The 12614-nt window shown below is 69.7% G+C and carries 13 protein-coding genes, 5 tRNA genes and 2 rRNA genes; 8 read left to right on the top strand and 12 right to left on the bottom strand.

Translation table 11 applies throughout. The features are described from left to right. Both GWK61_RS46405 and rrf read left to right on the top strand, forming a co-directional pair. Positions 1 to 114 (top strand): 23S ribosomal RNA (locus tag GWK61_RS46405); the annotation flags it as partial. Positions 115 to 235: 121 nt separating this feature from the next. Continuing rightward, positions 236 to 352: ribosomal RNA gene (gene rrf, locus GWK61_RS46400) — 5S ribosomal RNA — on the top strand. Positions 353 to 412: 60 nt separating this feature from the next. On the opposite strand, the gene GWK61_RS46395 is transcribed toward rrf, so the two are convergent. From GWK61_RS46395 to GWK61_RS46355, 9 genes are all read right to left on the bottom strand, one after another. Beyond that, on the bottom strand, positions 413 to 1576 hold the full coding sequence (locus tag GWK61_RS46395) for a serine hydrolase domain-containing protein (RefSeq protein ID WP_194919267.1): 1164 nt from the start codon (positions 1574 to 1576) through the stop codon (positions 413 to 415). A 126-nt stretch (positions 1577 to 1702) separates the two neighbouring features. After that, a tRNA-Ala gene (locus tag GWK61_RS46390) sits at positions 1703 to 1776 on the bottom strand. Between the two features lie 59 nt (positions 1777 to 1835). Beyond that, entirely contained in the window at positions 1836 to 2678 is an 843-nt protein-coding gene (locus GWK61_RS46385) for a SepX/GlpR family protein (protein WP_194919265.1), read from the bottom strand. Between the two features lie 150 nt (positions 2679 to 2828). Continuing rightward, entirely contained in the window at positions 2829 to 3548 is a 720-nt protein-coding gene (locus GWK61_RS46380; RefSeq protein WP_323748065.1) for a GNAT family N-acetyltransferase, read from the bottom strand. Positions 3549 to 3583: 35 nt separating this feature from the next. Next, positions 3584 to 4054 (bottom strand): MogA/MoaB family molybdenum cofactor biosynthesis protein, encoded by a 471-nt coding sequence (locus GWK61_RS46375; RefSeq protein ID WP_194919263.1) that lies wholly within the window; start codon positions 4052 to 4054, stop codon positions 3584 to 3586. Positions 4055 to 4176: 122 nt separating this feature from the next. Continuing rightward, a tRNA-Phe gene (locus GWK61_RS46370) sits at positions 4177 to 4250 on the bottom strand. 102 nt (positions 4251 to 4352) lie between these two features. Then, on the bottom strand, positions 4353 to 4754 hold the full coding sequence (locus tag GWK61_RS46365; RefSeq protein WP_194919261.1) for a YccF domain-containing protein: 402 nt from the start codon (positions 4752 to 4754) through the stop codon (positions 4353 to 4355). 158 nt (positions 4755 to 4912) lie between these two features. Then, positions 4913 to 4987, bottom strand: a tRNA-Asp gene (locus tag GWK61_RS46360). A 118-nt stretch (positions 4988 to 5105) separates the two neighbouring features. Continuing rightward, a tRNA-Glu gene (locus GWK61_RS46355) sits at positions 5106 to 5178 on the bottom strand. A gap of 195 nt (positions 5179 to 5373) precedes the next feature. Between GWK61_RS46355 and GWK61_RS46350 the strand changes: the two genes are divergently transcribed. Then, positions 5374 to 5446: transfer RNA gene (locus GWK61_RS46350), tRNA-Lys, on the top strand. A gap of 149 nt (positions 5447 to 5595) precedes the next feature. Continuing rightward, positions 5596 to 6195 (top strand): hypothetical protein, encoded by a 600-nt coding sequence (locus GWK61_RS46345; protein ID WP_194919260.1) that lies wholly within the window; start codon positions 5596 to 5598, stop codon positions 6193 to 6195. A 151-nt stretch (positions 6196 to 6346) separates the two neighbouring features. On the opposite strand, the gene sigJ is transcribed toward GWK61_RS46345, so the two are convergent. Continuing rightward, positions 6347 to 7282, bottom strand: coding sequence for an RNA polymerase sigma factor SigJ (sigJ, locus tag GWK61_RS46340; RefSeq protein WP_194919258.1), 936 nt, complete (start codon positions 7280 to 7282; stop codon positions 6347 to 6349). A gap of 139 nt (positions 7283 to 7421) precedes the next feature. Here sigJ and GWK61_RS46335 point away from each other — a divergent pair, with 139 nt between their 5' ends. Beyond that, the gene (locus GWK61_RS46335) at positions 7422 to 8036 is read left to right on the top strand and encodes an LUD domain-containing protein (protein WP_194919256.1); all 615 of its coding nucleotides are present in this window, start codon (positions 7422 to 7424) and stop codon (positions 8034 to 8036) included. A 106-nt stretch (positions 8037 to 8142) separates the two neighbouring features. Continuing rightward, entirely contained in the window at positions 8143 to 8955 is an 813-nt protein-coding gene (locus tag GWK61_RS46330; protein ID WP_323748064.1) for an SAM-dependent methyltransferase, read from the top strand. Between the two features lie 164 nt (positions 8956 to 9119). On the opposite strand, the gene GWK61_RS46325 is transcribed toward GWK61_RS46330, so the two are convergent. Then, positions 9120 to 9782, bottom strand: a complete 663-nt coding sequence (locus tag GWK61_RS46325; RefSeq protein ID WP_228564073.1) for a helix-turn-helix domain-containing protein — start codon at positions 9780 to 9782, stop codon at positions 9120 to 9122. 89 nt (positions 9783 to 9871) lie between these two features. Here GWK61_RS46325 and GWK61_RS46320 point away from each other — a divergent pair, with 89 nt between their 5' ends. Beyond that, positions 9872 to 11485, top strand: coding sequence for an MFS transporter (locus GWK61_RS46320; RefSeq protein ID WP_194919254.1), 1614 nt, complete (start codon positions 9872 to 9874; stop codon positions 11483 to 11485). A gap of 19 nt (positions 11486 to 11504) precedes the next feature. On the opposite strand, the gene GWK61_RS46315 is transcribed toward GWK61_RS46320, so the two are convergent. Continuing rightward, entirely contained in the window at positions 11505 to 12212 is a 708-nt protein-coding gene (locus GWK61_RS46315) for an SDR family NAD(P)-dependent oxidoreductase (RefSeq protein ID WP_194919252.1), read from the bottom strand. Between the two features lie 116 nt (positions 12213 to 12328). On the opposite strand from GWK61_RS46315, the gene GWK61_RS46310 reads away from it, so the two are divergent. Then, positions 12329 to 12614, top strand: a 286-nt coding sequence (locus tag GWK61_RS46310; RefSeq protein WP_194919250.1) for a helix-turn-helix domain-containing protein, incomplete at its 3' end; no start/stop codon positions are given.

Here is a 12614-nt window from a genome sequence, read left to right as displayed (position 1 = left end):
CCCACCCACTTGATGGGGTAAGGCTCCCGGTAGACCACCGGGTTGATAGGCCGGGCGTGGAAGCTCCGTGAGGGGTGTAGCGGACCGGTACTAATAGGCCGAGGGCTTGACCACAAAGCTGATTCTTTCAGCTCGAGAGTTTCTTTGCTGCTCGCATCCACTGTTTAGATCTGAGACCCCTACTGGCCTCGACATGCCCCTCGTGGGTGTTTGTCGGCTGGTTGTCTCGTTGTGTTACGGCCGCCATAGCGGTGGGGAAACGCCCGGTCCCATTCCGAACCCGGAAGCTAAGCCCGCCAGCGCCGATGGTACTGCCAGGGGGACCTGGTGGGAGAGTAGGACGCGGCCGAACTAAATTTGGAACTCAGGCCCCGAACCGTTGGTTCGGGGCCTGAGTCGTTTTGGCGTGCCGTCAATGGCTGAGTAGCGCGCAGACCGCGTCCTCCTCGACCTTCCGCATCCGGTCGAAGAGCGTCTGATCGCTGCTCGGCGTGATCTGCGCGTTCACCGAGAACGTCATCGAGTGCGTGCCGTCCGGCGAGGCCGCGGCGAACTGCGTGTACCCCGAGGTGTTGCCGGTGTGTCCGTAGACGACGCCGCACCGGGTCGAGTACCGGAAGATCCCGAGCCCGGCCGCGTTCGTGCCAGGCCCTGGCGGTTCGGAGCCGCCGGCGATGAACGTCAGCTGCGCCTGGCGTGTGCGCTCTGACAGCAGCCGGGGACCTGCGTAGGCCGCGATGAAGGCGTTCAGCTCTCGCGGTGTCGACACGATGCCTCCGGACGCCCAGGAGGCCGATGCGCTGAACTCCGTGCTCACGTCCTTCAGCAGGCCGTCCCGGACCCCATAGCCGTGCATGTAGTAGGGCGGCATCTTGTAGCCCTTTGGAAGGCTCGTTCTGTAGAGCCCGAGGCGTACATAGAGCAGATCGTTCAGCAGCTGCTCGTACTTCCGACCGGTCGCGGCCGCGGTCATGAGTGCGACCGCGATGTTGTCGGAGTTGGAGTACTGATATCGCGTGCCAGGTGCGAACCGCAGCGGTTGTGATGCTGCGAAGGACAGTAACTCGTTCGGCGCGAACACGTGATGGGGATCGGCGATGAGGACTTCGTGGAAGGCCGGCTCCGCCGAGTAGTCCGGGAGCCCGCTGGTGTGCTGCAACAGCTCGCGGAGCGTGACCTGGCCCCAGGCGGCCGGCAGGGTCGGAAGCCAGCGTGCGATGGTGTCGTCGAGCCCGAGCACTCCCCACCCGGCCAGCATCAACGCCACGGCACCGCTGTAGGCCTTGGAGACGCTGGCGATTCGCATGGCGTCGTATGGCTCGGGAGGCCGTCCTGTTGTGAGGTCAGCGACCCCTGCGCGGTAGACGCTCGTGACACCGTGACTCTTGAAGGTCACGATCACCCCGGGCGGCCCGCCGGGCTCATGCACCAGCGCTTCCAGCTCCTGCTGGAGACCGGGACCGGGATCATGCGTTGCCGGTCCCGCGGCGCCGGCTGCTGTCGCTGTCGTGGCGGAGACCGCCAGCAATCCGGCGACGGCTGCGCAGGCCGCCACGAAACGTAGGTGTCCGAACATGGAGCAGATCTAGCCGGACGACTCCCGGGACAAACGCACTGGTCCGGGCATGCAGTCATATGCAGTAGCGCAGGGAAACGCATTAGGGCCTTCCAGATCTCTCTGGAAGGCCCTAATGCGTTGGTGTGGACCTGAGGAGATTTGAACTCCTGACCCCCTCGATGCGAACGAGGTGCGCTACCAGACTGCGCCACAGGCCCTTCAACGAGTCTGAAATCTATCACATCGGCCGACCCGTTCTGAAACCCGTTTCCCAGCGCTAGCCGTTCGCTGCCCGCCTGTACTCGTGCGGAGACTGCGCGGGGCGCCACACCGTGGATTCCGGTTCGCGCACCACCGCGTCGACGGGGGCCGGCGAGGCCGCCGGCGCGGACGTCCGCTGCTCGGCCTGGCGCTGCCGCTCCCGGCGCCGTTCGGCGACCAGGGCGGCCTGGCGGCGGCGGAAGCGCTCGCGGGCACGCTGCTTCTCGTCCCGGCGGATGTAGACCACGTAGCCGGAGAACAGCGCGGCCGGGGCCAGCATGGCCCAGATGTAGTCCAGGCCGAGGAAGGTGCTCACGACGGCGCCCAGGGTCGCCAGTGTGAACAGCGCGGCGACCACGCGGCGGCGGCGCATCAGGAGCACGCCGCGGCGCCGAGCGGCTGTCGCAGCCGTCGCCGCCGGGGACGGCTTGGCGGCGGGCTTCGCGACCTTGGCGACCTTCGCGGCCGGTTGCTGGTGGTGCGGCAGGCGCGCGGTGACGCCCTTGCGGGGCTGCGCGGCCGCGGCCGGCTTCGGCTTGAGCGCGGGCTTCTGCTTGACGCTCTCGACCGAGGCCGGTGTCGGCAGGACAGCGGTCTTGCGCGGCGCGGGCTTCTCCGGCGTGCTTCCGTCTCCGGCGCGCGGACCGGGAGCCCCGTCGGTGCCGGTGGCCGCCAGTGACTCCTCGGCGAGCACCTTCTTCTCGAAGCGTTCGCTGCGGCCGAGGGTGCGGATGGCAGCGGCGTATCGCGCCTTCTCGCGCGCCTCGTTGAGCTGCTCTTCTCTGCGCAGCCACACTGGGACGAGGTACACGGCCCAGGCGCCGACGATTCCCGCGTAGATGAGGCCGCTACTGCTCACAACACAGCACAGTAGAGGGGCCGACGATCATCAAGGCGCATTCTGTCGGCGTGTCGTTGAGGTTGTGACGAGACTGTTGTGACAGATGGGGCCAGTTGATCAGTCTAGGGTGTCCGCTGTTCCCCCATCAAGCACGGTCCACACCATTTGTCACCCTGCCGGAGTAGTCCCGGTGCTCGAAAGAGTGACGTGCCAGCGGGCCAGCAGCCCGTCGGGCACCTCCTCGGCGGTGAGCGCGAACGCCTCGTGGTCGCGCCAGCCGCCGTCGATGTGCAGATACGCGCGGCGCAGTCCCTCGGAGCGGAAACCGAGCTTGTGGACCACGCGCAGGCTCGCCGCGTTCTCCGGCCGGATGCAGACCTCGATCCGGTGCATGCCAGCGGCCCGGAAGCAGTGGTCGACGGCCAGGGCGACGGCGGTCGGGGTGATGCCGCGGCCGGCGACGGTCTCGTCGACCCAGTAGCCGATGTTGGCCGAGCGCAGCGAGCCCCAGGTGATGCTGGAGACGGTGAGCTGACCGACGAGGCGGTGCGCGGCCGGTGCGGCCAGTGCGGCCGGTTTGCCTGCGGGGCGGCGTCCGCGGCGGGAGTGTCCGGACAGCTCATTGTCGGCGAACTCGGCGTCCAACAGGTCGCTCGGGTCCGGGGGCTCGGCGTAGTCGATGGCGAACGGCAGCATCCGGCCGGCCAGCGCCTCGGTGCGCAGCCGTCGCACCATCTGCCGGAAGGTGATCCGCCCGCTGGTGTCGCCGGGCGGCACCGTGGCCTCCCAGCGAGTCAGCCAGGCCCGGTTCCGCTCCTTGAGCTCGCGCCAGGCCGGGGCGTCGGACAGCGCCAGCGGTCGCAGCCGCACCGGTCCGTCGCCCAGCACAGCCGGCCAGGCCGCGCCCCACCCGGCGGGCCGGTTCAGTGGTCGCCCCCGTGCAGCTGGTCGAGCGCGTGCCCGAGGATCCGTCCGAGCACGGCCATGCCGTCGCGCACGCCGCCGGGCGAGCCGGGCAGGTTGACGATGAGCGTGTTCCCGGCGACCCCGGCCGTGCCCCGCGACAAGGCCGCGGTCGGCACCTTCGGCAGCCCCTCGGCGCGGATCGCCTCGGCGATCCCCGGCACCTCGTAGTCGAGCACCCGCCGCGTCATCTCCGGGGTCTGATCCGTCGGGGAGATCCCGGTCCCGCCGGTGGTGACGATCGCGTCGTACCCGAGCGAGAGCATCCGCCGCAGCGCGGCCTCCACCGGCGCCCCGTCGGGCACCACCTCGGGGCCCGCGGCCGCGAACCCGAGCTCGGTCAGCCGCTCCACGATGATCGGGCCCGTGGTGTCGGCGTACACGCCCTGCGCCGCACGGTTGGACACCGTCACGACCATCGCGCGCCGCATCGCGTTCCCCCTGTTCGGTCGAGTGTCGCCCGCCAACGGTACTCACTTTCCTCTCCGGTGGAAGCCGGAAACGAAAGAACCCCGCCGGTCACCCGACGGGGTTCTGCAGTCGTTCTCCGAGGTGGCCAGGGGCGGGGTCGAACCGCCGACCTTCCGATTTTCAGTCGGACGCTCGTACCAACTGAGCTACCTGGCCCTACCGCGAAAGCGCCCGGTCTCCCGGACACCTCGAACAGCATACCGGATGGCGGGGGGTGCCTCCCACCGAGTTCGGCGGACCGGTCCGGCCTCTCCGGGGTCAGCGGTATCCGTACCGGTAGTCGGCCTGCTGCGTGGTGACGATCTCCTTGCCGAGCGGCGCCAGGGAGACCGGGATCAGCTTGAAGTTCGCGATGCCCAGCGGGATGCCGATGACGGTCAAGCAGAGCAGGACGCCGGTGATCGCATGACCGATGGCCAGCCACAGGCCCGCGACGACGAACCAGATGACGTTCCCGATGAACGACATGGCGCCGGCGGTGGGCTTGGCGACGATGGTGCGGCCGAAGGGCCACAGGGCGTAGTGCGCGATGCGGAACGAGGCCAGGCCCCAGGGGATGGTGATGATCAGCACGCAGCAGATGATCCCGGCCACCACGTAGCCCACAGCCATCCAGAAGCCGCACAGCACCAGCCAGATGATGTTCAGGATGAAGCGCATGTCTCCCCGTTTCCCCTCACGCAGGCAGTTCGAACGGTGAACGGCTGAGCCGATCATCGGGTTCCGGCACGCCGGAGGCCAGCAGCGCAGGGCCGCTCAGGTGGTCGCCCACCGCGGGCGGAACGCAGAAAAGCCGCCTTGCGGCGGCTTCTCGTCTGCGGTCCCGACGGGATTTGAACCCGCGGCCTCCACCTTGACAGGGTGGCGAGCACTCCTAGCTGCTCCACGGGACCTTGGTATGTACTTGTCTTGCTTTGCTTCACCAGTTCGGCCGGTTCCCCGACCGCCCGCTAGAGCATATCGGATTACCGCCCCGGTTCATAACCGCTTCCGGGCCCTACTGGTGCCGCGTACCCCCAACGGGATTCGAACCCGTGTTACCGCCTTGAAAGGGCGGCGTCCTAGGCCTCTAGACGATGGGGGCTGGTCTGCCCTCAACGTCCATCCGTCCGTCGGGGACGATTTGAAGCATAGAGCACGATCAGCCCGGGAGCCAAAATGATTAGCGGGTACCCGCGCGCGTCCGGTCGGCGAGCGAGCCGTGAGCGAACCCGTAACCGGTTCTGCTAACGACGACAGACCCGCTACCCTGGTACGCGACACACGGCAGGACGTGTGTGGGGCGCTAGCTCAATTGGCAGAGTAGCGGGCTTTTAACCCGTGGGTTGTGGGTTCGAGTCCCACGCGCCCTACGAACATGTTTGCGGCGTCCCCGGTCCGGGGGCGCCTTTTTGCTGGTCACGGCATTTGCTCTGGGCCGCTGGTGATCTTCGGAACGGGAAACGGGACGGATGGCCCGTTCCGGCCCGGCGACGGACCTGCGCGGCAGTATCTTGGGCGCATGGCCCGCCGCAAATCCCGCCGTACCCCGAAGCCGGTCTCCGGCGACCGGTTCTCCTCGCCGCGCAGCCCTGAGGATTACCTCGCGATCGCGAAGGCGCTGCGTAGCGACGGGGATGAGGATCCTGAATCGAGGGCCCAGAACTACGCCGAGGCCGCCGAGTACTACGCGATGGCGGGGGACGCGGCCACCGCCGAGGGGCTGTTCCGGGCTGCGATCGACGATGGCGGCTTCGTCGCGGGGAGCGCGCACGCCTACTTCGCCGGGTTCCTGTTGGAGCAGGAACGGGACGAGGAGGCGCTGGCCGTCGTCGAGGCGGCGCGCAAGCTGCGCTCGGACGACCTGCACATGTTCGTCTTCGTGGTCGAGGTCCTCAACCTGCATGGGCACCACCGCGAAGCCGCAGCGTGGGCGACGCGCGGCCTGGTCGTGCTGTTCGGCAGTCTGGCCGAGATCACCGCGGACGACTTGTACGACGAGCCGGACGGCGAAATGCTCGCCACCGAGCGGATGCGGGCCCGGCGGGCCATGGGGCTGTCCGCCGATCACATCGACGAACTCGTAGTCGTGGGCGCCGGCGACGACGACGACGGGGCCTGATGTCTGATGGCAGATCGACTGGGCGAACATCGACAGCGAGGTGATTCTGGGGCGCGGGCGGACGGCGCTCCTGCGCGAGCTGCTGCTCGCCCGCGAATGGCCTGATCCGCTCTGCTGGTCCGCTCGACTGAGCTGATCGGCTGGCGCGTGGTCAGCCGGCCTGCCAGGGACGGATCTTCTCGGGGTTCGCCACCGCCCAGATGTGCCGGATCCGTCCGTCCACGACCTCGAACGCGAACACGCTCAGCGTGCGACCGTCCTGCCGCGCGACCAGTCCGGGCAGCCCGTTGACCGAGTACTCGACGAACATCGCGCGGTCCGCCACCGCGTACGCGAGCTTGGCGTAGGCGTGGGCGATCTCCACACCGCCGACGATGGGCTCCGGATGCGTGGGGACGAACCCGCCGCCGTCGGCGGTCGCTGTGGCATCGGGATCGAGCAGGCCGATCAGTGCGTCGATGTCCTGGGTTGCCCAGGCGGCCTTGAAGTCCCGCACGATCGCAGCCTGCTCCGCACTCGGGCCGGCCGGCCGCCGCGCGGTGCGGATGCGGCGGCGTGCGGACGAGGCCAGTTGGCGACAGGCGGCCGGGCTGCGGCCGATGACTTCGGCGACCTCGCTGAAGGGGTAGCGGTACACGTCGTGCAGGACGAAGGCGACGCGTTCGGCAGGCGTCATCGCGTCAAGGACGACCAGGAAGGCCATCGTCACCGACTCGTCGAAGGTGACCCGGTCGGCCGGGTCGCCTTCGACGGCCCTGGACCCGGCGCCCCACTCCGTGGGCTCGGGCAGCGGCTCCGGGATCCACTCGCCGACATACGTTTCCCGCCGGGCCCGGGCCGACGCCAGCAGGTTCAGGCAGATGCGGCTGGCGACCGTGGTCAGCCAGGCGCCGGGCGACGCGATCTCCTGCTGCTCCTGCGCGGACATCGCGTACCAGCGGGCGTACGCCTCCTGCACGACGTCCTCCGCGTCGGCGAGGGAGCCGAGGAGCCGGTAGCCGATGTTGATCAGCGAGCGCCGCTCGCCCATGATCGCGCTGACAGCGGGATCGAGTCCGCCATGGCCCAGCTCGGATCGCGTGGTCATGGTCCCCCCCACCTCCTCGGTCGTGTCCGTGTCTCTGTCTATGACGACAAGACAGCGCCGCGAAATGTGAGGTCGACACACCTGACATTCCACGTGGCTGTCTTGTCGGAATGGTGAGACCCGAAGACAGGAGACCGCCATGAACGAGTCGTTCGCCACCCCGGCGAGCCCGGACCAACTGGACCGGACCGCCGCTGCGCTGCGCGACCACGGCTTCGTCGTCGAAGTGCTCGACGATGTCGCCGCCGCCCGTGTCCGTATCCGGGAACTGATACCCGAGCAGGCCACCGTCTTCACCGGTGCCAGCGAGACTCTGCGGCAGTCCGGCATCGACGACGACATCAACGGCGGCGACCGATACGACGCCGTCCGGCCGCGCGTGCTGGCCGCCGACCGCGCCACCGAGGCGGACGTGATCCGCAGGATGAGCGCCACTCCCGACTACGTCGTGAACAGCGTCGCCGCGGTCACCGAGACCGGCTCGCTGGTCCTGGCCTCGGGCACCGGCAGCCAGCTGCCGGCCAGCGCAGGCGGCGCCGCGCACGCGATCTGGATCGTCGGGGCGCAGAAGGTGGTGCCCGACCTGGCCACGGCGCTGCGCCGGGTCGAGGAACACTGTCTGCCGCTGGAGAGCGCGCGCACCATGCAGGCGTACGGATCGCCCAGCGCCGTGAGCCGCATGCTCGTGCTCAACAGAGAGCTGATCCCGGGCCGCGGCACCGTGCTGCTCCTGCGCGAGGCCATCGGATTCTGAGCGTTCGACGTCAGAGTACGATGTGCCAGCGAACCGCGGTCCGGCTCACCGCCGGCGTCGAGATCGAAGGGGCCGGCCGGTGTCGGAACTGCCGCAGCACAATGTCGTGAGCCCCGTGAGCCGGGGGTGGGCGCCGCCCGAGGTGGACACCTCGATCGCCCATCCGGCGCGTATGTACAACTACTTCCTCAGGGGCAAGGACAACTATCCGGTCGACCGGGCCGCCGCGGGGAAGGTCCTGGAGTTCTATCCCGAGGCGTTCGCGATGGCGCAGGCGAACCGCGAGTTCCTGGGGCGTGCGGTGCGGTTCCTGGCCGCCGCGGGGATCCGGCAGTTCCTGGACATCGGCACCGGTATCCCGGGGCCCGGCGGGACCGGCGAGGTCGCGCACGCCGTGGCGCCGGGCTCGCACGTGGTGTGCGTCGACAACGACCCGATCGTGCTGGCGCACTCGCGGGCGCTGCTGGTCCGGCCGGATCTGGCGCCGACCACGATCGTCCAGGCCGACCTGCGCCGCCCCGAGGAGATCCTGAACCACCCCGAGGTGCGCGCCGCGCTCGACTTCGACCGGCCGGTCGCGCTGATGCTGGTGGCCGTCCTGCACTTCGTGACGGACGCCGAGGACCCGCGCGGGATCCTCGACCGGCTGCTGACGGCGCTGCCCTCCGGCAGCTACCTCGCGATCTCGCACGTCACCGACGACTTCGACTCCGAGCGGGCCCGGGCGGCCGCGGCGGCGTACGACAAGGCCACGGCGCCGATCGTGCTGCGGCCGAAGGCGGCGGTGGAAGGGTTCTTCGACGGTCTGGAGCTGGCCGAGCCCGGCGTCGCGCACCTGCCCTGGTGGCGGCCGGAGGGCGAGCCGCCGGAGGGGTCCGAGCGGATCTGGTACTACTGCGGGGTCGCGCGCAAGCCCTGACCCTGAGCAGGCAGGCCGCCGATGACCGGCGCAGGGACTACCAGTGCGCCGGGTTACAGGCGAGCTGGCTACCAGTGCACTGACTACCGGCTCAGAGGCTCCCGGCTCGCGAACAACAGGCTTCGGCTCACGGGCTTCCGGCTCGCGAATTGTCGGCTCGCGAACTACCGGCTCACCGCCCGGATATGAGCGCGCTCGCCCTGGCGGCCGACGAGGCTCAAGTATTCGACGGGCCCGGCCGCGGTGGCTCCGAACCAGTGCGGGGTCCGGGTGTCGAACTCCGCGACCTCCCCGGGCTTGAGCAGCAGGTCGTGCTCCCCGAGCACCAGCCGGAGCGTCCCGTTCAGCACGTAGACCCAGTCGAACCCCTCGTGGGTGCGCAGGTCCGGGGCGTCGTCGTCCCGGCCGGTCGGCAGCACGAACTTGTACGCCTGGATCCCGCCGGGCCTGCGGGTCAGCGGCAGGATGACCGAGCCGTCGCCGCAGGAGATGGGCCGCAGGTTGAGGCGGGGGTCGCCGGTCGGCGGCGCGTCGACGAGCTCGTCGAGCGTGACGCCGTGCGCGCGGGCCAGCGGTAGCAGCTGCTCCAGCGTCGGCCGGCGCAGGCCGGCTTCGAGGCGGGACAGGGTGCTGGCCGAGATGCCGGTCTGCTTCGCCAGGTCCGTGAGGGTGACGTCGCTGCGCTGGCGGAGGCGTTTCAGCCTCGGTCCGACGGCGTCCAGCGTGCGGTCGATGTCGTCGTAATCCTCGGCACCCTCGGGATTCTCGAGAGTCCCGGGGTGCTCACGGTGCTCATGGTGCTCATGGTGATCGTGGTGTTCCTCCATGACCTCCATTTTGCCATTCGGCAAGAAGGTTTGCGTTTCGGCGACACGGTCCGCACTCTGACGGCGTACCGCTCGCGAAGGGAATCCTCATGCCGACCAACCGGTCCTCCCAGACCTCCGGCCTCGATACGGCCGTTCAAGACCCGCGGCAGCGCTGCACGATCCTGGCCGCCGTCTGCATCGCGCTCATGGCGGTCATCGCCTCGGTGTCCGGCCTGGGCGTCGCGCAGCCGGAGCTGTCCGCCTCGTTCGGTGCCTCGCAGACCGAGGTCCTGTGGATCATCAACATCTACACCATCACCCTGGCCGCCCTGCTGCTGCCGCTCGGCGCGCTCGGCGACCGCCGGGGCCGCAAGCCGATGCTGCTGGCGGGCCTGCTCACGTTCGGCGTGGCCAGCGCGGCGGCCGGTCTGGCCGGCTCGCCGGAGGTCATGCTCGGAGCCCGCTTCCTGAGCGGCGTCGGCGCGGCGATGATCATGCCGGTCACGCTCGCGGTCATCACCTCGACGTTCCCCGAGGGCGAGCGCGCCAAGGCGATCGGCGTGTGGACCGGCGTGGCCGGAGGCGGCGGCATCCTCGGGATGTTCCTGTCCGCCGCCCTCGTCGACCTGGCCAGCTGGCGGTGGCTGTTCGTGCTGCCGGTCGCGCTCGTCGTGGTGGCCGGCGCGATGACGCTGCGGTCCGTGCCGAACTCCCGTGAGCTGCCGACGCACCGCTTCGACCTGGTCGGCGCCCTGGCCTCACTGGTCGCGGTGGTCGGGCTCGTCTACTTCCTGCACGAGGGCCCGGCCGGCGGCTGGACCGCGCCCGCGACGCTGTTGAGCGCGGTGGTCGGGGTGGTCGCCGGGGTCGTGTTCGTGCTCTGGGAACGGCGCAGCGCGGCTCCCCTGCTCGACGTCCGCCTGTTCCGCCAGCGCGGGCTGGCCGGCGGTTCGGTGTCGCTGCTGGCCGTCTTCGGGGTGCAGGCGGGGATCTTCGTGGTCCTGTTTCCGTTCTTCCAGGCCGTGCTCGGCTGGTCGGGCCTGGAGTCCACGCTGGCCCTGATGCCGATGGCGGTGCTCATGATGGCCGCGTCCGGCTTGGCCCCGCGGCTGGCGCAGCGCATCGGGAGTCGCGCGACGATGGCCGTCGGCATCCTGTTGAGCAGCGGCGGGCTGGTGCTCATGGCCGCGCTGGTCTCCGTCGGCGGCGGCTACCTGTCGATCCTGCCCGGCATGCTCGCGATGGGGCTCGGCATGGGCCTGACGATGACGCCTGCGACCGAGGCCATCACGAGCTCGCTGCCGCGCGACAAGCAGGGCGTCGGCTCGGCGCTGAACGACGTGACCCGGGAGTTCGGGACAGCGCTCGGCGTCGCGCTGCTCGGCGCGTTGGTCACCACCGGCTACCGGAGCGCCATCGGCTCGCGGCTCCACGCGGTCCCGGCCCAGGTCGCCGACACCGCTCGTCAGGGCGTCGCGAACGCCCTCGCCGCCGCGCACGAGGCCGGGCCGCAGGCACACGCAGTGACCGTGGCCGCGCGCGAGTCGTTCGTGAGCGGTTGGCAGCAGGCGATGTGGGCCGGCGCGGTGGTGATGGCCATCGTGTTCGTGGCTATTCTCCTGCCGGGCTCGCGGCGGTCGCAGCCGGAGGCGCAAACGCAGTCGCAGTCCTCGGACAGCGACGCCTCGGCGAGCGAGGAGCTCGTCGCCGAGGCGCGGTGAACGGGTTAGGAGGTATCGCCTACCAGGGCAGAGCGGTGTCGTCCCAGTTGATGAAGGTCCCTGTGACAGTGTCGTCCGCGGATAGCGCGAGCCGGACGGCTGCGGCGGCAGCCTCGGAGGGATCCCCTCCGTTCGCCGCCGCAGCGTTGAGGCCGGTGCGCCGCAGTCCCGGCGCCAGGGAGTTGACCTTGATGCCATCGCTGGCCAGGCTCTGCGCGTAAAGCACGGTCAGGGCATTGAGCGCAGTCTTCGAAGCCCGGTAGGAGGCATAAGCGCCTTGGTACTTCGCCATCTCCCCGGTCGCCAGGGCCAGCGAGCCGGTGCCGCTGGAGATGTTGACGATCCGGGGACGCGCGGAGCGGCGCAGCGCGGGCAGGAAGGCGTTGGTCACGGTGACCACGCCGAAGACGTTCGTGTCGAAGACGGCACGGAAGGTGTCGGCGTTCTCGTCCTGCGCGGGACGGCCCTCGGCCGGGGAGACGCCGGCGTTGTTGACCAGGATGTCGAGGGCTTCGATCTGCTTCGCCGCCGCAGCGACGCTCGCCGCATCGGTGACGTCCACGACCAGCGGCCGGGCGTTCGCGCCGATGTCCGCTGCCGCTTCTTGGGCGCGGTCCGCCGTCCGGGAGCCGACGTGGACAGTGAGGCCGGCCTCGGCCAGCTGGCGGGCGATTTCCTTGCCGATCCCCTGGCTGGCGCCGGTGACCAGTGCGATCAATTGAGTCATGGCTCCAGGCTCACTCGCCTTCGAGGGAGCAGCCAGGGACAATTAGTACCAGCGAGTGACGCTCGCAGTGTCGCGGGCTGCGGGCAGCCGGCAGTTGGAAATGGAGGTGAGCGGCGATGGCCAGGGACGAGCTGGCGCGCTTCCTGCGCGACCGCCGGGAGCACCTTCACGCCCCCTCCACGGTCACCTCACCTCAGCGCCGCACCCCGGGCCTGCGCCGCGAAGAGGTCGCCGACCTGGCGAACATGTCGCTGGACTACTACGTCCGCCTCGAACAGGCCCGAGGCCCACGCCCCTCGCCGCAGATCCTCGACGCGCTGGCCGGCGCCCTCCGCCTGGAACCGGCCGAGCGCATCCACCTGTTCACCCTTGCCGATCAGAACCTGCCCTCCCCCGAGAACC

It is taken from the genome of Catenulispora rubra, assembly GCF_015356825.1.
Lineage (GTDB): Bacteria > Actinomycetota > Actinomycetes > Streptomycetales > Catenulisporaceae > Catenulispora > Catenulispora rubra.
The sequence above is the reverse complement of the archived record's forward strand: the minus strand, read 5'-3'. Positions and strand labels throughout refer to the sequence as shown.

Excerpts from the sequence above, each read along its gene's own strand:
- GWK61_RS46395 (WP_194919267.1), bottom strand. The coding sequence starts at position 1,576 with ATGTTCGGACACCTACGTTTCGTGGCGGCCTGCGCAGCCGTCGCCGGA.
- GWK61_RS46375 (WP_194919263.1), bottom strand. The coding sequence starts at position 4,054 with ATGCGGCGCGCGATGGTCGTGACGGTGTCCAACCGTGCGGCGCAGGGC.
- GWK61_RS46365 (WP_194919261.1), bottom strand. The coding sequence starts at position 4,754 with ATGCGCTTCATCCTGAACATCATCTGGCTGGTGCTGTGCGGCTTCTGG.
- GWK61_RS46345 (WP_194919260.1), top strand. The coding sequence starts at position 5,596 with ATGGCCCGCCGCAAATCCCGCCGTACCCCGAAGCCGGTCTCCGGCGAC.
- sigJ (WP_194919258.1), bottom strand. The coding sequence starts at position 7,282 with ATGACCACGCGATCCGAGCTGGGCCATGGCGGACTCGATCCCGCTGTC.
- GWK61_RS46335 (WP_194919256.1), top strand. The coding sequence starts at position 7,422 with ATGAACGAGTCGTTCGCCACCCCGGCGAGCCCGGACCAACTGGACCGG.
- GWK61_RS46325 (WP_228564073.1), bottom strand. The coding sequence starts at position 9,782 with ATGGAGGAACACCACGATCACCATGAGCACCATGAGCACCGTGAGCAC.
- GWK61_RS46320 (WP_194919254.1), top strand. The coding sequence starts at position 9,872 with ATGCCGACCAACCGGTCCTCCCAGACCTCCGGCCTCGATACGGCCGTT.
- GWK61_RS46315 (WP_194919252.1), bottom strand. The coding sequence starts at position 12,212 with ATGACTCAATTGATCGCACTGGTCACCGGCGCCAGCCAGGGGATCGGC.